The sequence below is a fragment of the Nitrosopumilus oxyclinae genome (assembly GCF_013407165.1).
GTDB lineage: Archaea > Thermoproteota > Nitrososphaeria > Nitrososphaerales > Nitrosopumilaceae > Nitrosopumilus > Nitrosopumilus oxyclinae.
Map to the genome: position 1 here is coordinate 291,570 of NZ_CP026994.1, position 22,264 is coordinate 313,833.

Here is a 22,264-nt window from a genome sequence, read left to right on the forward strand (position 1 = left end):
ATCTGATCAATTAAAAAGTATCCAGACCCTTAAAATCAATTTTTACTGAAAAACAATCATAATTCTTATCTTTGAATTGGTTAATTGTCTGTTTGAGATTTGATTCATCTGTAAGAGCATAGATGCATCCTCCTCCTCCTGCACCAGTAATTTTTGCACCAAATGATTCAGTTTGACCTATTTGGATCATTTCTCTTAATTTCTCATTTGAAATTCCTATTGTTTCTAAATATTCTTGATTTTCTTTAATTTTAGTTCCTAATTTTTTGATGTCATTTTCTTTTAATAATTCTAAAACATCTTCTACCAATTTTGATTCCTTTTTACATAATGAAGAAAATCCCGCCTCGTCATTTTCTTTAAATTCTCTTACATCTTCCACTATTGATTCTGTGGAATGTTCGATGTTTGAATTAGCAATTACTAGATGAAAATTAGGCTCAGATTCTATTTTATGAAATCCATTTTCCTTATCATAATTCATAATTCCACCATATGTACAAACTGTACAATCAGCTCCTGATGTATTTTTAAAAATTGTTTTTTCAGCTTCTATTGCTAGTGTGAGAATCTCTTCTTTTGATGTTTTCCTAAATAATCTTGAAATTGCTGCGGCTCCTGCAACACAACATGCAGATGATGAACCTAGACCAACCCCTAATGGAATATCTGATTCAACAATGATTTCAATTCCTGTGTTTTCATTCTTTAACATTTTATCTGCCAAATAGTAAAATGGTTTTAATGGTGAATTAATTTCAGAAATTAATTTTCCCGTTTCTAATTCTAAATTTCCGATATTTGATTTAATGGAAATTTTTTTCCCTTCAATTTTTTCAGCAGTTACCGTAATTCTTTTGTTAATTGCACAGAGAATTGCTTTAACTCCATACACAACAAAATGTTCTCCAAAGAGAATTACTTTTCCTGGAGCAGAAGCTTTGGATTTCAATTAAACATTCTAAAATTCTAAAAATCGTCGATTTCTTCTTCGGTGATCTTTGTTTCAAAATCGTCGATATCTTCTTTCATTGGTTCATTTTCTTTTAATTCTCCTCTTTCGATTAAGACCTGACGAACCAATAACCAGTAAACTGTTGCTAGAGCTTTTCTTCCTCTGTTGTTTGCTGGAATAATTACATCCAAATTAGATGTGATGTTGTCTGTGTTTGCAATTCCGATAATTGGAATACCTGCATTGGTTGCTTCAATGATTGCTTGTTCATCTACTTGAGGATCTGAAATTAAAACTAATTTTGGTTCAATGTAATATGGTAATGATGGATTTGTTAATGTTCCTGGCATGAATCTATTTAGTAATTTTTTAGCACCTAAACTTTCACAAAATTTTTCAATTGGTGTTTCTGCATATTGTCTACCTGAGCATACTATGAGATTTTCAGCACCTAATCTATTGATGAATTTTGCTGCTGTTTGAATTTTTTCTAGTGTGATGTCTAAATCGAGCATGTATAGGCCTTCAGGACTTGCTTTTGTGATGAATGGTTTCATAAATTTGGTCTTAACTTGAGTGCCTACTCTAATTCCAGTGGCTAAAACCTTCTTTTTGATGTCAGTTGGTTCAGTTTGTTGGCTCATGACGATTTTAAATCTCTGCCATACCGCGTATTAAATCATGCTCTGATAGTCGTAACAATTCATTGAGTTTTGCTACTCTTTCTCCTCCTACAATGCCCACTTTGAGCATTTTTGACTTTGTAGCAAGACCAATGTGGGATATTTGCGAATCTGTAGATTCTCCAGATCTATGTGATGTGATTAATTTGATATTGTTTTGAGTAGCTTCATCAGCAAATTCCAATGCATCAAAAAGACTTCCTGCTTGATTAACTTTTAAAATTGCAGCATTACATGATTTTACCTCAATGGCTTTTTTTAGAATATCTTTGTTTGTCACAGTTAAGTCATCTCCTGTAACTAGTGTGTTGGGGAATTTTTTTGTCAATTCTGACATGTCTTCGAATGCCTCTTCATGAACTGCATCCTCAGCATAAATTAATTTAAATTTCTCAATAATATCTGCTGCAAAATCAATCTGCTCTCCAGTTGAATTTTCAAATCCTGCTCTGTCATAAAGATACTTGCCTTTTTCTTCATTCCATTGTGTTGATGATGCAAAGTCAACTCCTAAAGATACTTCTTTTCCTAAAGTAAATCCTAAATTCTCACATGCTTTAGCAGAAATTTCTAATGCTTTTTGATTTTCTAATTTTGGTGCCCAACCACCTTCATCACCTCTTCCGTTTGTAAAACTAGAGTCTTCTTTTTCTAATACCTTACGCAATTCTTTATGAACTGATAAATTAGTTTCAATTGCATTTTCAATGGTTTTTGAGCCTGTTGCACAAATTAATATTTCTTGAATATCTGGTGTTCCAGGACCTGCATGTGCTCCTCCTCCCAAAATATTTCCTAATGGAAATGGAAACTTGAATGAAGATTCTGGGGATAGAATTCTAAACAATGGTTCTCCAGATGCTTTTGCTGCTGAATCCATTGAAGCGATTGTTACTGCAAACGCCAACCCTCCTCCTATTACTGAATAATTTGAAGTTCCATCTAATCCTTTTAGAACATCATGAATTGCTTTAAGATCTGATGATTCTAATCCAATAAATTTTTGAGAGTTGTCTCTAAGTATTTTGAGACTTTGCTCAGGGTTTTCATTTGGAAAACTAACTGCTTCATATTTTCCTACACTGGCACCTGATGGAGCGCATACTCTTCCTAGAAATTTGTTATCTGATTTAACATCGACTTCAATTGTTTTACTACCTCTGCTATTGTATAGAATACGTCCTTCAATTGAGGATATTTTAGCCAAGTTATTCTAACTCAGATTGAACTTCTTGTTTTCTTCTCTGAATTGCTTCATAAAATGGAATTACTTGTTGTATTGTTTCTACAGTGGTCAAAAGCATTCTTCTACAACAATATCTTTCAACGCCTAAAGAATCAAGAGTTTTTGTAGGATCTTCTCCTGCTTTAATTTTATTTTGATAATCTTCAAATTTATCAGCAATTAATTTTCCACACGTTAAACATCTAACAGGAATTAACACGAACGAAAAAGTAACCAAGGATTATAAAAACCATGCAAGAAAATTCCTTTGCGGATGTCGCCCAGCCTGGCCAAAGGCGCTAGCTTGAGGGGCTAGTCTCTCAGGAGTTCGTGGGTTCAAATCCCATCATCCGCACCTCTTTGTTTCTGATTATTTCTCTAGTTTCTTTAAAATTTTGATTAATTCTGTTCGTCTTTTTTCTTCTGTAATTACTGATCTGACGTCATCTACTAGAATTCTATTTACATCAATTTTTCTTCTAGCTTCTTTTACTACTTTATCGTACATTGAAAAAGTGTACAGCTGAAGATACAAGTTCTCCATTGTTTCAAAAATCCTAGTTGCCTCATCAATGTCGTCAATTCTAATTTTATCAAAAACTTGTCTTTTTAATTCTCCTACACAATCCAGTAATCCTAAAACATATGATTCTGGCATTACTGCTAATTTTTTATCTGAAGGAATTTCTTTTTTTTCAACAATTGCAATCAAACATGCAGCCTCTACAAATTCTTGCTCTGGAGTTATGAGGTATCTCCTTAATCCACCAGTTGCTTTTTTCTTATATTTTTTTAATAATGTATCAGCTTGTTTTAGGTTATTTTTTCCTGTAACCAAATCTCCTTTATGGACTGCGATAATTGATTTACTGCATAGGATGATGATTTCTCTAGTATTTTTTAGTAAAAATTCTCTGGCATCTTGAACTGTTTCTAAATTTTTTGCAATTTTATTTAATGATGGTTTTACATTTTTTAATGTCATGCTTACAAATATTTTAAAACTAGGATAAAGCCGTTTGCTAAACTCTTATTTTGGATATAATTTCATGAATGATATGGAAATTACAGTTGATCAAATGTATAATATTGAAAATAAAGGACATGAGATGGGATTTTTGAAAAAATTTATGATGGAAAATGCAGGAGCAGCAGCAGTTAGACGTTTACTTGAAAAAATAGATGTTGAATCAAAAAATATTCTAATTTTTGCTGGATTGGGAAATAATGGTGGAGATGGTCTGGTAATGGCAAGGCATCTTGCAGGATATAATGCCAAAGTTACAGTAATGCTTCTGGGCAGTCCTGAGAAAATTAAAACTGAAGAGAGTAATTGGAATTGGTCAATTTTACAGAAAATGTCATCTGTAAAATTAATGTCAGGTGATTCTTTTGAATTTAATTTTAAACCTGATGTAATAATTGATGGAATTTTGGGCACTGGGATATCTGGAGATATTCGAGAGCCATATGCTTCAGCAATTAATTTTATCAACGAAGCAAATTGTTACAAATTTGCAGTTGACGTTCCATCTGGTTTGGATCCTCAAACTGGAGAAACTGCAAATATTTACGCAAAATCTGATATGACAGTTACTTTTCATAAAATGAAACAAGGAATTCCTAAACGGAAAGATTTGACTGGTGAATTGTATGCAGAAAAAATTGGAATTCCACCTGAAGCTGAGGTGGGAATTCTATGAAAGTACACCAAATTCAAGTCGGAAATATGCAGAATTTTTCCTACATTGTTGAAGATGAAGATACTAGTGAAGCAATCATAATTGATCCTTCATGGGATTTAATTGAATTAGAAATGGTAATTAAAAAAAATAATCTGAAAATTAAATACATTGTAAACACCCATCATCATTTTGATCATACGTTGGGAAATGAAGCAATGGCTGAATCTACCAAAGCACCAATTATCCAACATGAGTCTTCAGAATTAAAACATGAAATTACTGTAAAGGATGGAGATTTTATTGAATTTGGAAATTCCAAATTAAAAGTACTACACACTCCAGGTCATTCTCCAGATAGTATTTGCCTTGTGGGTGATGGAAAAATTTTTTCTGGTGATACATTATTTGTAGGAAATTGTGGTAGAATTGATTTACCTGGAGGTAGTGCAAAAGATCTCTATCATAGTCTATTTGATGTATTGCACAAATTAGATGAAAATCTAGTCATGTATTCTGGGCATAATTATGGTGGTTCTGAAATTTCAACCTTGGGACAAGAGAAAATCACTAATCATGTAATGCAAAAAAGAACTGAACAGCAGTTTCTTGATATGATGGGTTAGGAGTTAAAATGGAAAATTTTGAACTATTTGGAAATATAGAACAAGGGAAAAATTTCATTGAATCAATGAAATCTAAACGATTTCTTTTTTCTTTTGTAATTTCTTATACTGAAACTTGTGAAATTCCTGGGATTACATTTGCAGGTGCTGACAAAGATTCAATTCAGTTTACTCCTCCTGCAGATGCTGAATATCTTCATTATGGGTATTGTAAAACCATTGATAAAATCCCAATGACTCCTGATGGAAAACCTACTCCTGGATTATTAACTAAAACTGCATTAGAGTCAGCTAGTATCCCTCACTTGACAATTAATGCTGGAAGTAAAATTTCTCCACAACTTCCATTCATTGACACTGGTATGCCTTTTGGAAAAAATATTTCAACTGAGGATGCAATGACTGATTCACAAGTGTCTCATGCTGTTGATTATGGCAGAATTGTGGGACGAAGTATGGCATCACTTACTGATTGTTTGATTATTGGTGAAAGTATTCCTGGTGGAACCACTACTGCTCTTGCTGTTCTAAAAGCATTGGGTTATGATGCTAAAGTCAGTTCCAGTATTCCAGATAATCCAGTTGAATTAAAAAATCAAATTGTTAAATCTGCACTTGAAAGAATAGATTCTGATCATCCATACAGTATTGTAGCTAAAGTGGGTGATCCGATGATTCCATTTGTTGCAGGAATGCTAAGTTCTGCATCTAGTGTATCTAATGTGATGTTGGCAGGAGGAACTCAGATGGCTGCAGTTTTAGCATTTGCAGCAAAAATTGGTTTTAATGAGGAAAACACTGCAATTGGAACTACTTCGTACATTACTGGTGATGAGAGTGCAAATTTTACTAGCCTTGTATCTAAAATTGCTGATATTCCGGCAATCTCTGTTAATCCCGGTTTGGAAAATTCAAAACATACTGGTTTGAAAGCATTTTCAGAAGGATTTGCAAAAGAAGGTGTGGGTGCTGGTGGTAGTATAATCTCTTCAATGATTAAAACTGGAAATGATTCTACAAAATTTTTAGAAATTGCAGAAAAAGAATATCATAGATTGTTTACTTCACTGTAACTGATTTTGCAAGATTTCTAGGATAATCCGGATCTGTATCTTTTTCAAGTGCTGCGTAATATGATAAAAATTGAATTGGAATAATTTCTGATATTGGATATAGTACTTGATCTATTTTTGGCATTTCAATCCAATAATCATACACATCACTTTCGATATCTGAAACTCCGATAATTTTTGCTCCGCGAGCTTTAATCTCTCTTGCACTGGTTAATGTATCTGAATATGTAGAATCATTTGGATTTATTATAATTACAAATACACTTGAATCCATCAATGCAAGAGGTCCATGTTTTAATTCTCCACCTGGAATCCCTTCAGCATGAATGTATGTCAATTCCTTTAATTTCAAAGCTGCCTCTTTTGCAATTGGATAATTAATTCCCCTTCCTAGTACATAGATGTCTGAAACATCTTTGATCACTTTTGCAATTTTTTGAATCTTTACTGGGTTTTCTAATATTTTAACAATTGATTCTGCAAACTTTTCAAAATTAATTGTTATTTTATTGTCAGTTAATTTTTGTACTATTTTGTAGAGTATCACTAATTGAGATGTGAAACTTTTTGTAGCAGCTACTCCTATCTCAGGTCCACAATTCATTCCAATTACTATATCTGCTTCTCGAGCAAGTGAAGATGTCATTAAATTTACTATGGCGATGATTTTACAATTTGCTTTCTTTCCAATTTTTACTGCATCTAAAACATCTGCACTTTCTCCACTTTGAGATATAGCGATGATGATGGCATTTTCTTCTATAGTCTCAGGTGCAAATTGGAGTTCACTTGACATTATTGGCTCTGCTTTAATCTTGGCATATTTTGAAAAGATTTGCTTTGCAATTAGTGCTGAATTATAGCTGGTTCCGCTTCCTGTAACATAGATGTTTTTTGCATGTTTGATATGATCTGCTGCCTTTTCTATCGCTTCTTCTGTTTTCTCTCCAGCTCTTAGTATGGTTTCGTGTTGTTCGTAAATTTCTTTTAATGTGAAATGTGCATAATCTCCTTTGTATGCATCTCCAAATTCTTTAGATACTTTAGTAATTCCATATTTTGCATGTTCTCCTTGAAAATCTAAAATTTGAAATTTGTTTTCCTCCAAAATTACAAAATTTCCATTTTCTAAATAAATCGCATCGTCTGTAAATTCAATAAAACCTAGAACATCACTTGATAGAAAGAAATCATCTTGTCCTACTCCTATAATTAATGGTTCATGAAATCGTGCAGCAGCCATTTGACCATTTTCAAACATTGCAACAAATGCATAATGACCTTTAATTTCTGAAACTGTTTTCAAAATTGTTTTTTTAACATCGTTTGTTTCTTCATAGTGTTTCTGAAGTAAGTTTGCTATAATCTCACTATCTGTTTCACTTTTGAAGTTATATCCTTCCTCTTCTAATTGTTTTTTTAGCTCTTCAAAATTCTCTATGATTCCATTATGCACAATTGCAATTTTTCCTGAATTACTTGGATGTGGATGTGCATTAAACTCTGTTACTTTTCCGTGAGTTGCCCATCTGGTATGTCCAATGCCTATTTTTCCTGGAAGTGAATCTAACTGAATCTTTGAATTAACTTCATTAACTTTTCCAACTCCTTTTTTTAATTCAATTTGGTTATTTGATTCAGTTGCTACCCCTACACTGTCGTATCCGCGATACTCCATTCTTTTTAATCCCTTGACAATGATTGGTGCTGCGCCCTCCTTTCCGTAATAACCGATAATTGAACACATTATGATTCTCTTTGATAATTGGGGTTATTTACTGATAAGCCTATTTTTTCGATTATTCAGTTGAAGAACTTTTATCTTTTGGGGCTTCAGTTGCAGGAGCCTCAGTTGCAGGAGCCTCAGTTGCAGGAGCCTCAGTTGCAGGAGCCTCAGTTGCAGGAGCCTCAGTTGTTTCTTCTTCTGTTGCTACTACTTTTGGTTCTTCTTTCTTTGTTTTTTCTAACATTTCAGGAATCTTTGATTCTGGTGTAAAATGAACACTGTCTTCTTCCTCAACTGTTACCGTGTATGATGGAATATCGACTTTTCTTTCACCAATCATTATGTGACCATGAATTACTGCTTGTCTTGCTTGATATGGTGTTTTAAATCCAAGTTTATTTGAAACGATAGTTTGTAATCTTCGTGAAAGTAAATCTGTTGCATTTAGGTTAAGCACATCATCTAATGATGAATCACTACTTACAAGTCCAATTCTTATGAGAGAATTCATTAAGATTGGTTCTTTTTCTGCTCTTACTTCTTGTCTTAATGAAAGCAATGATCTAGCTTGTTTTCTTACACGTGCTAATTCTGTATGTGCTTTCCATAATTCTCTTTTAGTTCTTAATCCAAAAGTTCCAAGAGTTTTTAGCTCCTCCATTTTTAATTCATAATTAAGAGGTCGTTTTGGTTTTTTCCATACTTTACGTGAATATTTAGGATCTCCCATTCAAAACACCTATTCTTTTTTCTCCTTTGCTGGAGCTGCTGCTGGTGTTTCTGCTGCTGGAGCTGCTGCACCTTCTGCTGCTGGAGCTGCTGCACCTTCTGCTGTTGGAGCTGCTGGAGCTCCTGCACCACCTTTCTTGACTGGAGCTGCCAATCCACCTTTAGCGACACCAACTGCTCCGCCTTTTCTACCTGAAGTTCTAGTTCTCTGTCCTCTAACTTTTAGACCACTTAGATGACGATAACCTCTCCAACTTGCAGCAATTCTTTCTCTTTCAATATCATTTCTTAATGTAAATGGAATATCTGATGTTAACAAATGTAAATCTGCACCAGTTTCAATATCTTTTCTTCTGTTAAGGAACCAGATTGGAATATTACTTCCAATAGGATCTGTAATTACTTTTTCAATTGCTTGAACATTTTCATCTGTAAGATTACCGATATTGGAATTTGGATTAATTTTTAGAGTATCAAGAATAGCTGTTGCAAACATAAAGCCAAGACCCTTAATTTGGGTTAATCCGATAACCATCTTCTTTTCTCCACGGATATCGTTTCCTACAATTCTGACAATGTGTCTGTATTCTTGTGCGCTCAAGTATTCAAAAATTCACAGAATCCCCGATAAAAACCATGCTAGGCATCAAATTACATGATTTTTCAAATAAGGCTTTATTGAGATTTTAAGATGGTGCCTAACACTGATATCTATTTTGAATTTAATTATCTAAAATCCTCATCACTAGTCCAATCACTGCCTTGGACATTCCACAAATTGCATTTACAGCATTTTTTGACTCCTCTTTGAGCGTCAATATCTACACAAAAACAGTGAATTCCCTTCCCTGAGGGATCCTTACTACAGAGTTTTTGCATGATTTTCTGAGATTTTATTTCTTAATTATCTTATTGGAAGAATCAATTCAAAAAGTTATTACTTTGAAAATTTTGTATTTTATTATGAATGATACATTTGATCGAGAAAAAATTGTTGAATGTATGTTTGATCCAACAACTTCGACAATTTTAGCTGAACTTGAGGATGGCTCAAAAGAATGCTCTTTTTTGGCCGAACAATCATCTGTTTCTGAAACTGAAGTTCTTGAAAGACTCTCATATTTGATTGAACATGGATTTATTTTAAAAAATTCTGATTATGGAAAATGTATGCTAACTGCAAATTCGGAAAAACTCACAAGTATTATTGAAGATGGTGATAACTTTGATGCAACTATTAGCGGATTAGAAAAAATGGATAGTTATCTAAACTGATTTTTTTCTATTTTTTATCTCAATTATTCCCATAGTGACCAGTCCTACCATTCCTATGATGAGAATACTTAAGGAAATTACAGATAAGATGAATTTTTTATTTGCATCTGGTAATGAGCCAATTGCACCTGTAACATAAATTTCATCTTCATTAGAACTTTGAATAATTAGTTGATAAGTTCCAGATTCAAGCACATCAAATTCTTTTTCAATTGTTTCTTCATTTACTTTTTGAGAAATAATTTCTATATTTGAGGGGTCTAAAATTATTGCAGTAATTGTATTTTCTTTGAATTCCATTATTTGAACCGCAAAAATTCCTACGGGTGAAATTTCTTTGTCTAGATCAACTGAAACTGTAACTGTGTCCACTGAACTCACTTTCCCATTTCCTTGATTGATTCCTTCCAATGTTGTTTGATTTTCAACTATTGATACTACTAGCCCTGTTACAATTAATAATCCAAAAATTACAATAATTAATCCTGATTTTTGCACAGATTAAGGCAGATTATCTTTAGTTTAAACCTAATTTTTCACAAATATTTATCTTAAAATAAAAAAGTTAGATCAGGCTAAAAAAGTTAGCTTAGGGCAACTTTATATTATTGTTATTTATCATGAATTTGTTAATGAAAATAAAATCTCGTTCTGGTATCATGATGATGTCTATGTTTGTAATTATTGCAGTATCTGCTCTATTTGTTGCTCTTCCTGAAGGAATCAATGCTCAACAGGAAGATAAGGTCTTTGTCACCCATAGTGGTGCTGTGGTCAAAACCACAGGAGAAATACTAGATCCTCTATACACCAGTGCAACTGTAGAATTTGATCCGATGGAGTATCTGCGGGATTTCAACTATGGGCGAGTCTCCCAACTTGCTGATGGTACTACACTAAGAGAATATACCCTTGTTGCTCGAGATGATGAAATTATGGAGGTATCTCCTGGAATATTTTATAATGTATGGTCCTATAATGGAACAGTTCCTGGACCTACAATTAGAGCAACTGAAGGTGATATTGTAAGAATCAAGTTCATTAACCATGGAGAAAAAGAACACACTATACATTTTCATGGAATTCATCCTGCTGGAATGGACGGTGTCTTTGAACCTGTAGGTGGAAATGGCGGACAATTTGTTTATGAGTTTGAAGCTGGTCCTGTTGGAGTCCATCCTTATCACTGCCATGTGATGCCTTTAGAAGAACACATTGTACATGGCCTATATGGTGTCTTTATAGTAGATCCAAAAGAAAAACGTCCTGCTGCTGATGAGATGGTGATGGTTCTAAACGGTTTGGACACTGATTTTGATACTGAAAATAATTTCTATGCTGCAAATACAATTCCATTTTATTATCAACACCATCCAATTCAGATTAACACTAACGAATTAATTCGAATTTATGTAGTCAACATGGTAGAATTTGATCCAATAAATAATTTTCACTTACATGGAAATTTGTACAAATATTATCCAACTGGAACTGACATTGTACCATCATTTTATACTGATATGATTACTTTGTCTCAAACAGAGCGAGGAATAATGGAATTTGAATACAAGTATCCGGGAAAATATTTGTTTCATGCACACAAAGTTGAGTTTTCAGAAAAAGGCTGGGTTGGAATATTCATGGTAAATGAAAACAAAGAAGGTATAGAGTCTGAAGGATATGGAAGTTAGTAACAAGTCCTCGAAAGTGAAACTGATTGCAAGTGGTGTAATTCCATTTGTGTTTTTAATCCTCCTGGTTGCATACATTTTTGGACCTGGATCTGAATTATTGGATTTGGGTGTTCCATTACCTGAAATATCTATGGAAAAAGTTGATTTCCTAAATTCTGAAATTCAAGTTACTGTTAGAAACACTGGTCCTATACCTGTTGAAATTGCAATGGCTGACATCAATGATAGAATACAACCTGCAGCAGTTGAACCTGATAGATATTTAGAACGATATGAGACAGCTCTTGTTCGAATTCCTTTTGAATGGAATGAGGCAGAACCCTATAGGATTGGATTAACAATTGAGGATGGAACTAGATTTGAAAAAGAGATTGAAGCCGCAGCTCCTGCATTAGAACCAAGCTTTGAGCTTTTAGGATTTTTTGCAATAATTGGAACTTATGTTGGAATAATTCCAGTAATGATTGGTTTGCTTTGGTTGCCATTTATCAGAAGAATTAGCAGACAAAAATACCATTTCTTTTTGGCACTAACTGCTGGACTATTATTATTTTTAGGAATTGATTCTATTGAAGAAGCATTAGAGGTTTCAAATGAAAGTCTTTCAGGTAGCTTTAACGGAGTATTACTTGTTGCAACTGTTTTGATATTATCATTCCTTGGATTGTATTATACTGGTGAAAAATTAGTAAGTAGAGCAAAATCATCTAGGATAACAAAGCCTGTTGCAATTGCACTGATGATATCAATTGGTATTGGTCTTCATAACTTTGGTGAAGGGCTTGCAATAGGAGCTGCTGTAGGTCTTGGATCTATTGCCTTTAGTACATTTTTGATTATAGGTTTTGCACTGCATAATACAACTGAAGGTATTGCAATAGCTGCACCATTGTCTAGAGAGAAAAAAGTGATTGGAAAACTCGTTGCCATGGGATTAATTGCTGGAGCTCCTGCTATTTTTGGTGCATGGATAGGTGGATTTGTTTATTCTCCATTTACATCAGTGGTATTTTTGGCAATTGGAGCAGGGGCAATATTTCAAGTCATTCTCACAATTCTAAAGTGGATTCGAGAACAGGGAGACAAAAATCTATCAAGCGCTGCAGTTGCTTCTGGTTTTGCAATTGGAATGGTCATCATGTATCTGACTAGTATCTTGGTCTAAATTGGTTCAGGATGTATTGTAATTACTGAATTATCAATTTCTGTTCTAATGATGTGTTCAATCTCTGTTGTCAAATCATGAACTTTTTCAATTGACAAATCTTTGTTAAATGAACAGTCGATATCTATTTTGAGAATATTCTCAAATTTTAAAGATACAATTCTACCAATTTTCTTAATATCTGGATATTTTTCCAATATAGTTTTAATTTTTTCTTCAGTTTCAACATCTTCGATATTGATATTTTCTGGAACAGTAATGAATGGCTCTAGATGGATTGTAACATGTTCGATTTCTGAAATTTGTTCTTGAATTTTTTGTTCAATTATTTCTGAAATTTTATGAGCTGAGGATAAATCAATCCCTCTTTCTACCATCACGTGTAAATTTGAATATATTTTGCCCTTTGTCTTATGGGTGGTAACATTATGAACCCCTTTAACACCATCTACATTCTTTGCAATGTCTGAGATTTTTGCATCTAGTGGGACATCTTTCCAATTTGGTTCAAAATGAATCGTAGGTGATGCATTAGGGATTTTATTTTTTATATTCCTTTCAACACTGTCACTAATTTCATGAGCCTTATCAAAACTGGTATCTCCTCTTAGGGCGATTGTTATATCTGCAAAAATTGTATCTCCTGATCTTCTCATGAGGATTGATCCTGTATCAACTACACCATCAGTTGACATTGAAATTTCTTTGACTTTTTTTACAAGTTCTGGTGATATAACATCCGTCAAATCCAATGCTGTTTTGTATATTAATTTCACACTTAGTACTGCCAGTAAAATCCCTAGGATTAATGCTGCAACAAAATCTCCAAAGTACAAACCATATGATACTAAAATAATTCCTATAATTGCAACTACTGTGGAACCTAGATCCATGAATGCATGATAAAAATCTGCTTTCAAGGTAGCGCCGCCAATTTTTTTAATAGATCTTCTTAAGATGATGATTCTGAAAAAGTCAATTCCGATTGTGTAAAGGCCACCAATTATTGCAAATAATCCTGGTAAAACACTTGGAGGTGGACTCTGTAATCTGTTGATTGATTCGTAAATGAAAAAACATGCAATTAGAAAAATTGCTATTCCTCCAATTAATCCTCCAAGTGATTCTATCTTTCCATGGCCATACGTATGTTCAGCATCTGGAGGTTTAATTGCCCACCTTGCTGCTAAAAGTAAAACTAGTGTTACCACACTATCTAGTAAAGCATGAATGCTGTCGGTAATGAGGGCAAGACTGTTTGAAATTAGTCCAAAAATTAATTCAACTACAAATGCTGAAAATATGGCTAAAAGTGAAATCTGTAAAACTTTGGTTCTTTGAACAAACATTTTCCTTATTTTTGATATTTTGAATCATGTATTACCGTTTTCTAAGAAGCATTCCTACGACAACGTTATTTGTGATAAAATTGGCTTGTAGGATCGTGTTGGACTTGAAATATTTTGCTTTAGTGGCAACTTTCTCAATTTTACTGATTATTCCTCAAATTGATGCTGAAGCATCAAGTAATCCAAATCTATTTGTTTCTGCTGAGAATTCACAATTTGACAATTCTTTTTCTGGTTCAATGGTAGTTGAAGTAATAGTAATTGATCCAAATCTGTCTAATACAGACCAGGGTAAAGGCGAACCTGATGTAACAATTAATGGAAAATCATTACGAATGACTCAGGCAACTGATGGTAGCTGGTACGCATATTTTGCCAATGTGGATAAGGCAAAACAAGCAGATTCGACTGTAGGACTTGCAGGAGAGGGATTAGATTTTGGAGTATTTTGTAGTAGGAATACTTTATCGTCTATAGTAGGAATTTCTTTATCTGAAACAGATGGCTTTGCAATACCTCGCGCTGCAACTGGTTCAACTAATGGGAACACTTCCTTTTCTGACTGTACTGCATCTCCAACTGGAGCTGTGTTGAACAATGTAGTTCGTAATGCAAAGTCAATAAACACAAATCCAAATGTTCCCTCAGGACAAATTGGATTAAATACAAACGCTTGGCCTTTAATTCAACTTTATTCATTTAATGAAGTTATCATCCAATACAATCCTGCTGGTTCACCACAAATGGTTTCATTAGAATATGATGAAAGTCAAAACATTTCTATGAATATTGATAGAGTTCTTTATCCAAAGAACGCAGAGGTTTTCTTAACCATTAATGATTTTCAATTAAATCAAGATCCAACCGATGAAGATTCATGGACTTTTGATGTTGGAAATACACCATCAACATTCTATCAAGCATTTGATGAAAATGGACAAAATGCTGCAAATGGGTGGATTGGATTAGTTGATTTAATCCCTAATCTTTCAAAGATTGGGTTTGAAGATAATGGAAAACTATCTGTTAATCTAAACTCTGTAATTGAATTACAATCAAATGATGAACAACCAACTACAAGTGTATCTGATGGAACAACAACATATGTGGAAATCATTACTTTAGTTGAAGATGGTCCTAATTCTGGAATCTTTGACACTGCAGATAATAATGATCAATCTATTTTAGGAATTTTAGATAGTGCCCCAAGAGGACAAACAGGTTCTATTACATATAACAAAAATTCAATTTCAGTTCTTACAGGTTCTTCATCAGCTTCTGTCTCTTTGGAAAATCCTACATTGACTATTGAAACTGATTCTCAATCATTAAATCCAGGTAGTAAAATTCCAGTAATTTTAGTAGATCCTGATCAAAATATCAATTCTGATGCTCGTGATCATCTTGATGTTTTTCGTTCAACTGCCATTATTCCATCAATAACTATTGGAAACCCTGTAACTTTTCAAAATGCTCAAGATGTTCAATTTCATTCATCCTCACCTATTCTTGTAGGCGGTGATGATTCCAATTCGTCTGTGCCTGACACTAATTCTGACAGGCTCGTTATAGATTCATCAAATGTGGCAAATGGCACATATGAAATGATTTCAATGAATCTAGGAGTTTCGGCATCTTCTTTGTCATCTATCTTACTTGATGTTTCAAATTCAAATACAGATGGAACTAATTGGATAAATTATGATTTAAGATCTTTTGAAAATGATTATGGGATCACTGATTTTAGTGACACCTCTTTCACTCTTTCTTTTGGAACTTTAGGTACGTCTTCAATTGCCATAATTGATGCTGGTGATATTTCATCATCCCAGGGTTTTATTCAAATTGATGATTCTGACATTGCAAATATTTCTAATGAAAGTGGAATGGTATTTCTTGTAATTGATTTTGATTCAACTGGGTCTGGTGATACTTTGACTATTTCTAGTGAAGAAAATAAACAACCAATAGTATTTGATTTCTTTTCATTTGGGATTAAAAATTCAAAAGATGTGAATAATTCTATATATCGTTTTGAATTGGAAGAAACATCTGATAATTCCTCTACTTTTGATGGAACTATGGAGTATTCTGTAGCAAACCAATTAAATATTTTTGATCCTGTTTTTATTGAAACTATTCAACCAATAGATGATCAAATAAAATTCATTGTTACTGATAGACTGATTAATGACAAGGGTATTTTTATTTCATATTCTGATCTTGATGCTACTGGAGTTTTCACAACAACTTCTTCACAATCTAATATACAAACTACTGCCGGAATGATTTCTTCAGATTCTAAATCTTATAGATTTGGCCAGCCAGTAACGTTGACATTAAATGATCCTGATCTTAATTTGAAAAATGATTTAGTTGATATCTATTTTGTTATTGATGATCCCAATTCTCCAAACGTTGACACTGTTGGGAAAAATGGAATTACTTTACTTGAAGTTTTGATCAAAGATATTCGTTACAAACGTTGCACTGTAGACGGTGTAAGTTATGGCGGTTTGGGCGCTACTGGTTTTACTCTTGTAGAAACTGGACCTAGTACTGGAATTTTTAACGGGGTCTTCAAAATGCCTTCAAAAATATGTAATAAATCTGGAACTGCCATAATTTCTTCAGCAGGTGGTAGTCTTGATGCAAAATATTACGATTCTCGAGATAATTTTGGAAATGCCAATGTTTTTAGTTTGTTGCGAGCACCTCCGACATCATATCCTACCTCCGCACAACTCAGCACATATGAAATAGTAAAACCAACTGCAGGACAAATTGAAGAAATTCTTCTTTCAGGCAAAGTTGATACTTCTAGAAGAGGAATTCCTTTGGATGTAATAATCACAACTCCTGATGGACAAACTCAAAATTTTGGTGCAACTTTATCTAGTGCGGGAAGTTTCAAATCTATAATTTCCATTAATGAAAATACCTTATCTGGTGTTTATAAAATTAATTTGTTTCATAATAATTCACTTGTAAAATCTCTGTCGTTTGTAGTTTCTAATCCACCAATTCCTGATTGGATCAAAAACAATGCAAAATGGTGGTCATCTGATTCTGTTTCAGATTCAGAATTTATTGACGGACTTGAATACCTTATTGAAAAAGGTCTAATCATTGTCAATACTGATTCTAAACTTTCTATTTCTGATCAGTTGATTCCTGATTGGATCAAAAACAATGCAAAATGGTGGGCAGATGGGGAAATATCCGATGATGACTTTGTAAAATCAATTCAATTCTTGGTCAAAAAAGGTATTATTCGAATATAATATGGTCAATATTTCTTTCATTGAAAACATAAATACCTCAATTCATGAATCAAAATGAAAATGAAGCTATCTGGATTCTTAGCATTTGCTTTATTATCTATTTCAATTCTATCTTATGGTGTTAGCGATGTTGCATTTGCAGCAAGTGATCCAAATCCTGCATTACCTATATCTACTAATATTGACATTGCTTCAAATGGTGCAACTGTAACAATAACTGGAAGTATCAAAGATTATGATTCTTCATCTGGAAAAGGACTTACATTTATCATAACTTCACCTGATAATAATATAGTAGGAATTGGTCAATTGACTCCTAGTTCTGATGGTTCATTTACCAAAAGTATTGTTGCCGGTGGTCCACTTTGGAAACTGAATGGTGATTATAATTTTGAATTTCATTATGGCGCAGATGATTCTACAGTTGTTGTAAATTATGTTGGTGGAGAGCAAGTTGTTAGTGGTCAACCAGAACCAGAACCAAAACCAGAACCAAAACCAGAACCAAAACCAGAACCAACACCTGAGCCAGAACCAACACCTGAGCCAGAACCAACACCTGAGCCTGAGCCAGAACCAACATGTGGGGCTGGAACTCAATTAGTAAATGGAATTTGTCAAGTTGTAAAAACTGAAGAACCAAAAGGTGGTGGTTGCTTAATTGCTACAGCAGCATATGGAACTGAATTAGCACCACAAGTTCAATTCCTTAGAGAGATTAGGGATAACACTGTAATGAGTACATCATCTGGATCAGCATTTATGTCTGGATTTAACCAATTATACTATTCATTCTCACCAACAATTGCTGACATGGAAAGAGAAAATCCAATGTTCCAAGAAGCAGTTAGAGCATTTATCACTCCAATGGTTTCAACATTATCTATAATGACTTTGGCTGAAGATGGTTCAGAAGTTGAAGTTTTAGGACTGGGTATTTCTGTAATTGCTTTGAACTTGGGAATGTATATTGCAGCACCAGCATTAATTGGATTCAAAGTTAATCAAATCATTAAATCTAGAAAATAATCTTATTTCACTCTAGGTTATTATACTTAAACCTCATTTGATATTTCATGCATATTGAGTATGAAGAATTTGAATCCATTGAAGATTTTCTAATGTATATGGCATCAGCTGCACCGCCAATGAAAAACACCTTGCCAATTAATTCTTACAAAGGATATGTGATGTCTTTTATTCCATTAAGTCCTGCTACTGGAGAAACATATCTTATGCTTTATGCAAAGGGTTCACTTGAACCTGGAATTTATGAATTTGATATAGCATCAAAGTCATTTAAAAAAGTTGAAGCAGTAGAACGAGCAGACAAAGTTTACTTTATTTCTTTAACACCAATAAGAAACACTATAGCTGATATTGCTATTGAAAATCTATAGTTTTTTTGTCTGAATTTTAGGAGCAGATACAGATCTACTTCTTGCATATTTGTCGATAATTTGATCTGGAGTTCGTCCATTGAACAGATCTTTACATAATCCTCGCAAATATCTCATAATTGCCCATGTACCTGCTTTGAGAATTCCATACATGAATACCTTCATTGGTGGACCATATGTCTTGTTTCTAAGAATAATAGGAATGATATCATTGATGACTCGTAAGTTATTCTCCCAACATTTCCAAAATAATGTAAATTGTGCTTCATTTAGATTTCCAAAGTGCATTGAATTCTTTTCACTAAAGTCTTGGTAAAGTAATGGTGCTACTAATCCTCTGAAATCCATTTCTCTAAAGTCACTCATCATATCTATTGTATATTGAACATCATCTGGAGTTTCGTCAGGCCAGCCAATTATGATTGTGGCAGCTGGGAACCAGTGATTTTCATTTAAAATTTTTGCTCCTTCTCTTACAACACTTCCCCATTCTTCAGGAGCAAATGGTTTCGTTTTTACTCCGAGGTGTTTTTTTACCATTGCTGGTGATACTGTCTCAATCCCAAGATTAGTTGCAAGCCATCTGCCTGTTTTATCTTGTTCATTAACATGGGAAATTTGCTGCATCAATATAGGATCTGCAGCAACTGCTGAAAATGTCATATGTGTGGTTCCAATAAAGTTTGCACCTAATCCTTTGAGCCCTTTCCATAAATCAACAATTGCATCTCTGTTTGGAACAAAGTCTCTATTATCACATCCATATAGTAACATTTCATCAGAATGCAACCAAATAGAATCAAATCCGTAATCTAAGTTAGTTTTAGCTTCATGTTGTAATCTCTCTAATGGAAGATCTTTCTTTGATCTTTTGTTAACATCACAAAAGTCACATCCTCTTCCGCAACCTCTCATTGCTTCAATCAATGAATTGATTGTTGGACCTTCAATAACTGGGATGTTTTCAAGATTTCTTACAAAACAATGCATTAGTTCTGGGGCATCATTTTTTTCCAAATCTTGGAACAAGTCTACTGCTAGCTCATCTGCTTCTCCAACAACAACGGTATCAATTCCATGTATTTTCATTCTATCTGACTTTGCTAATTCCCATGCCCCGTTGCCTCCTACTACAACTTTGAAATCATATTTCTTTTTTAATTGAATAATACTTGCACACATTTTTTTAAATTTCATTGCAACATAGGATAATTTTTCTGGAGACATGGTGGTAGTAACTGGTGCCATTCCTAATGGATCCATTACGTTAATTCCAACAACTTTGGTATCTGGTCCAATTGATTTACTTAGCATTTCTGGGTGTGCCATGAATACATCTTCTCTTTTGTATCCGCCTTGAATCAAGGAACTCTCAATTCTTCTTAATCCTACTTGAGCAACTTTTACCTCTCCTGTTATTGGGTCTGTTTCAACTGAAGGACAAAATACTTTATCAAAAACCCATTCTGGTAGAACCTCATATGGTCCACATGCAATAAATCCATAAAGAAAATTTCCTCTATAATTTGTCATTAAACTACGATCAGCAGTAAGTACAACACGTTTGCCAGCCAATTACCCAACTTCTTTTAGGTATGTTATATATCATTTACGAGATGGTAGTCTAAAATTCTAACTAGAATGATTTTTTCTTATTGCTCTATTTGCGATATTGGCAGCTATACCCCCAGCTGCTATCCCATTGTCGATATTTACAACTGATAATCCAAGAGAACAACTTTGGAGCATTGATGCAAGTGCTGCTATCCCTTTCCCTCCATACCCATATCCTACAGATGTTGGAATTCCTATAATTGGAATATCTACCATTGTGGAAACAAGTGTGGCCAAGGCCCCTTCCATTCCTGCTGCAACTATGATACAATCTACATCTTCATTTATCATTTTTTTTAAAATTGGAAACACTCTTTGAATTCCAGCTACTCCTACGTCATAACTTGTAATGCACTTACAATTCATTGCTTCACACATTAATCTAGATTCTTCTGCAACTCCAATATCTGATGTACCTGCAGTCATTATTCCAACTTTCCCTCCATGGAATTTAATTGGTTTTTTAAACAATAACAATGATGATGAATTTTTTCCAGTTTTAATTTTCACTTTTAATTTCTTAGAAAAAGATAACATTTTTGCATAATCTTCTTTTTTAATTCTCGATATTATTACTGAATTTGTTTTCTCTATTGTTTTTTTAACAATTTTTTTAATTTCATCTAATTCTTTAGTTTCTGCAAAAATTACTTCTGGAATTCCTCTTCTGTTTCTTCTGTTAATATCAATTTTGGCAAAGCCTTCGACCTCTTCAATTGAATAAAGTGACAAAAGCTTTTTTGCATTATTTGCTGATATTTTTCCTTTCTCTAATGATTGTAAAATTTCATGAATTTCCATTGATAAATTTTATTTGTTATTCTAAAAAAATGCTTAGATTTTAATACCTGAGATGGCATTCTTTACGCTTGCAACTGCCTTGTCAAAGACTTGTTTTTCTTCTTCATTTAGGTCCAATTCAATAATTTTCTCTACACCTTTCTTTCCTATGATTGCGGGAACTCCAATTGTAACATCTGAATGACCGTATTCTCCATCAAGATAAGTTGCAACTGGAATGACTTGTTTTCTATCTCTTACTACTGCTTCAACAATTGCAGAAATTGCATTACCTGGAGCGTGAACTGTAGCGCCTTTCAATTCAATAACTTTTGCTGCTACTTGTTTTGTATTTAGAACTAGTTCATCTAATTTCTCTTTTGGAAGAAAAGATGACAAAGGAATTCCAGATACTGACGAAAATCTTGGCAATGGTAACATGTTTTCACCGTGTTCGCCAATTACTAATGCTCTAATGGAATCTCGTGAATGTCCAGTTGCCTCGTGAATAAATTGTCTAAATCTTGATAAATCTAACATTCCACCCATGCCAAATACTCTACTTCTATCAAATCCTGAAACTTTGTAAGTGATGTACGCCATAGGGTCTAACGGATTAGTTACTGGAATTATCATGGAATCATCTGCATACTTTTTTACATTCTCTACAACGCTTTTTACAATTGTTGCATTGATTTTCAATAGATCCATTCTTGTCATTCCAGGTTTTCTTCCAGAACCTGCAACTACTACAACTACGTTTGATCCCCTCATATCTTCAAAATTGTTTGAACCTTTTACTTCTACATCAATTCCTTGTTCAGATAGCATATGATTGATATCCATTGCTTCCCCTTGAGGGAGCCCTTCTGCAACATCAAGTAATAAAATTTGATCATCTAATCGTTTTAAAGCTGAAAATAATGCTGCATCTCCGCCTACTTTGCCTGAACCGATTATTGTAATCATGAAAATTGGTCTTGATTTTGAATAATTAAATCTAG

Annotated in this window: 23 protein-coding genes and 1 tRNA gene; 10 read left to right on the plus strand and 14 right to left on the minus strand. The window is 33.7% G+C overall.

All coding sequences use genetic code 11. The annotated features are described in order from the left end of the window. Positions 1-10: 10 nt before the first annotated feature. Genes mvk through C5F49_RS01770 form a run of 4 tightly spaced genes read right to left on the minus strand, consistent with a single transcriptional unit; the run spans position 11 to position 3,083 of the window. Complete coding sequence (gene mvk / locus C5F49_RS01755) at positions 11-952, minus strand: mevalonate kinase (RefSeq protein WP_179363039.1); 942 nt, start codon at positions 950-952, stop codon at positions 11-13. Positions 953-969: 17 nt separating this feature from the next. Then, the gene (gene rpsB, locus C5F49_RS01760; protein WP_179363040.1) at positions 970-1,599 is read right to left on the minus strand and encodes a 30S ribosomal protein S2; all 630 of its coding nucleotides are present in this window, start codon (positions 1,597-1,599) and stop codon (positions 970-972) included. A gap of 7 nt (positions 1,600-1,606) precedes the next feature. After that, the gene (gene eno / locus C5F49_RS01765) at positions 1,607-2,845 is read right to left on the minus strand and encodes a phosphopyruvate hydratase (protein ID WP_179363041.1); all 1,239 of its coding nucleotides are present in this window, start codon (positions 2,843-2,845) and stop codon (positions 1,607-1,609) included. A gap of 1 nt (position 2,846) precedes the next feature. Beyond that, the gene (locus C5F49_RS01770) at positions 2,847-3,083 is read right to left on the minus strand and encodes a DNA-directed RNA polymerase subunit N (protein WP_179363042.1); all 237 of its coding nucleotides are present in this window, start codon (positions 3,081-3,083) and stop codon (positions 2,847-2,849) included. 50 nt (positions 3,084-3,133) lie between these two features. Here C5F49_RS01770 and C5F49_RS01775 point away from each other — a divergent pair. Then, positions 3,134-3,218, plus strand: a tRNA-Leu gene (locus tag C5F49_RS01775). Between the two features lie 15 nt (positions 3,219-3,233). Here the strand turns inward: C5F49_RS01775 and C5F49_RS01780 are convergent. After that, a complete protein-coding gene (locus C5F49_RS01780; protein ID WP_179363043.1) occupies positions 3,234-3,848 on the minus strand; it encodes a translin family protein in 615 nt (204 codons plus the stop codon). Positions 3,849-3,921: 73 nt separating this feature from the next. Between C5F49_RS01780 and C5F49_RS01785 the strand changes: the two genes are divergently transcribed. Genes C5F49_RS01785 through cobT form a run of 3 tightly spaced genes read left to right on the plus strand, consistent with a single transcriptional unit; the run spans position 3,922 to position 6,244 of the window. After that, positions 3,922-4,566, plus strand: a complete 645-nt coding sequence (locus C5F49_RS01785; protein WP_179363576.1) for an NAD(P)H-hydrate epimerase — start codon at positions 3,922-3,924, stop codon at positions 4,564-4,566. After that, positions 4,563-5,171 carry an MBL fold metallo-hydrolase gene (locus tag C5F49_RS01790; protein ID WP_179363044.1) on the plus strand — a complete coding sequence of 203 codons (609 nt, stop codon included), beginning with the start codon at positions 4,563-4,565 and terminating at the stop codon, positions 5,169-5,171. Before C5F49_RS01785 ends, C5F49_RS01790 begins: the two co-directional genes overlap by 4 nt. Positions 5,172-5,179: 8 nt before the next feature. Beyond that, the gene (cobT, locus tag C5F49_RS01795) at positions 5,180-6,244 is read left to right on the plus strand and encodes a nicotinate mononucleotide-dependent phosphoribosyltransferase CobT (protein WP_179363045.1); all 1,065 of its coding nucleotides are present in this window, start codon (positions 5,180-5,182) and stop codon (positions 6,242-6,244) included. Here the strand turns inward: cobT and glmS are convergent. The 4 genes from glmS to C5F49_RS01815 form a co-directional block, all read right to left on the minus strand. After that, the gene (gene glmS, locus C5F49_RS01800; protein WP_179363046.1) at positions 6,231-7,991 is read right to left on the minus strand and encodes a glutamine--fructose-6-phosphate transaminase (isomerizing); all 1,761 of its coding nucleotides are present in this window, start codon (positions 7,989-7,991) and stop codon (positions 6,231-6,233) included. The two genes, cobT and glmS, sit on opposite strands and share 14 nt — an antisense overlap. A gap of 52 nt (positions 7,992-8,043) precedes the next feature. Next, a complete protein-coding gene (locus tag C5F49_RS01805) occupies positions 8,044-8,700 on the minus strand; it encodes a 30S ribosomal protein S4 (protein ID WP_179363047.1) in 657 nt (218 codons plus the stop codon). 9 nt (positions 8,701-8,709) lie between these two features. Continuing rightward, complete coding sequence (locus tag C5F49_RS01810; protein WP_179363048.1) at positions 8,710-9,300, minus strand: 30S ribosomal protein S13; 591 nt, start codon at positions 9,298-9,300, stop codon at positions 8,710-8,712. Between the two features lie 125 nt (positions 9,301-9,425). Then, positions 9,426-9,578: a hypothetical protein gene (locus C5F49_RS01815; RefSeq protein ID WP_179363049.1), complete on the minus strand. Its 153-nt coding sequence runs from the start codon at positions 9,576-9,578 to the stop codon at positions 9,426-9,428. Positions 9,579-9,662: 84 nt separating this feature from the next. On the opposite strand from C5F49_RS01815, the gene C5F49_RS01820 reads away from it, so the two are divergent. Next, positions 9,663-9,974, plus strand: coding sequence for a hypothetical protein (locus C5F49_RS01820; protein WP_179363050.1), 312 nt, complete (start codon positions 9,663-9,665; stop codon positions 9,972-9,974). Here C5F49_RS01820 and C5F49_RS01825 read toward each other — a convergent pair. Beyond that, positions 9,966-10,472, minus strand: a complete 507-nt coding sequence (locus C5F49_RS01825; protein WP_179363051.1) for a hypothetical protein — start codon at positions 10,470-10,472, stop codon at positions 9,966-9,968. The genes C5F49_RS01820 and C5F49_RS01825 overlap by 9 nt on opposite strands. 134 nt (positions 10,473-10,606) lie before the next feature. Here C5F49_RS01825 and C5F49_RS01830 point away from each other — a divergent pair, with 134 nt between their 5' ends. Beyond that, complete coding sequence (locus C5F49_RS01830) at positions 10,607-11,665, plus strand: multicopper oxidase domain-containing protein (RefSeq protein WP_246275360.1); 1,059 nt, start codon at positions 10,607-10,609, stop codon at positions 11,663-11,665. Next, a complete protein-coding gene (locus C5F49_RS01835) occupies positions 11,655-12,833 on the plus strand; it encodes a ZIP family metal transporter (protein ID WP_179363052.1) in 1,179 nt (392 codons plus the stop codon). The genes C5F49_RS01830 and C5F49_RS01835 overlap by 11 nt, the downstream gene beginning before the upstream one ends. Here C5F49_RS01835 and C5F49_RS01840 read toward each other — a convergent pair. Next, positions 12,830-14,182 (minus strand): cation diffusion facilitator family transporter, encoded by a 1,353-nt coding sequence (locus C5F49_RS01840; protein WP_179363053.1) that lies wholly within the window; start codon positions 14,180-14,182, stop codon positions 12,830-12,832. The genes C5F49_RS01835 and C5F49_RS01840 overlap by 4 nt on opposite strands. An 80-nt stretch (positions 14,183-14,262) precedes the next feature. Between C5F49_RS01840 and C5F49_RS01845 the strand changes: the two genes are divergently transcribed. The 3 genes from C5F49_RS01845 to C5F49_RS01855 are packed head-to-tail and all read left to right on the plus strand — an operon-like array spanning position 14,263 to position 18,866. Beyond that, positions 14,263-17,466, plus strand: a complete 3,204-nt coding sequence (locus tag C5F49_RS01845) for a peptidase (protein WP_343045186.1) — start codon at positions 14,263-14,265, stop codon at positions 17,464-17,466. 54 nt (positions 17,467-17,520) lie between these two features. After that, complete coding sequence (locus C5F49_RS01850) at positions 17,521-18,495, plus strand: CFI-box-CTERM domain-containing protein (protein WP_179363054.1); 975 nt, start codon at positions 17,521-17,523, stop codon at positions 18,493-18,495. A 47-nt stretch (positions 18,496-18,542) separates the two neighbouring features. Next, the gene (locus tag C5F49_RS01855) at positions 18,543-18,866 is read left to right on the plus strand and encodes a hypothetical protein (protein WP_179363055.1); all 324 of its coding nucleotides are present in this window, start codon (positions 18,543-18,545) and stop codon (positions 18,864-18,866) included. On the opposite strand, the gene C5F49_RS01860 is transcribed toward C5F49_RS01855, so the two are convergent. Genes C5F49_RS01860 through C5F49_RS01870 form a run of 3 tightly spaced genes read right to left on the minus strand, consistent with a single transcriptional unit; the run spans position 18,861 to position 22,229 of the window. Beyond that, positions 18,861-20,441 (minus strand): B12-binding domain-containing radical SAM protein, encoded by a 1,581-nt coding sequence (locus C5F49_RS01860; protein WP_179363056.1) that lies wholly within the window; start codon positions 20,439-20,441, stop codon positions 18,861-18,863. The two genes, C5F49_RS01855 and C5F49_RS01860, sit on opposite strands and share 6 nt — an antisense overlap. Before the next feature lie 57 nt (positions 20,442-20,498). After that, entirely contained in the window at positions 20,499-21,281 is a 783-nt protein-coding gene (gene larB, locus C5F49_RS01865) for a nickel pincer cofactor biosynthesis protein LarB (RefSeq protein WP_179363057.1), read from the minus strand. Between the two features lie 33 nt (positions 21,282-21,314). Beyond that, on the minus strand, positions 21,315-22,229 hold the full coding sequence (locus tag C5F49_RS01870) for a malate dehydrogenase (RefSeq protein WP_179363058.1): 915 nt from the start codon (positions 22,227-22,229) through the stop codon (positions 21,315-21,317). Between the last annotated feature and the right edge of the window lie 35 nt (positions 22,230-22,264).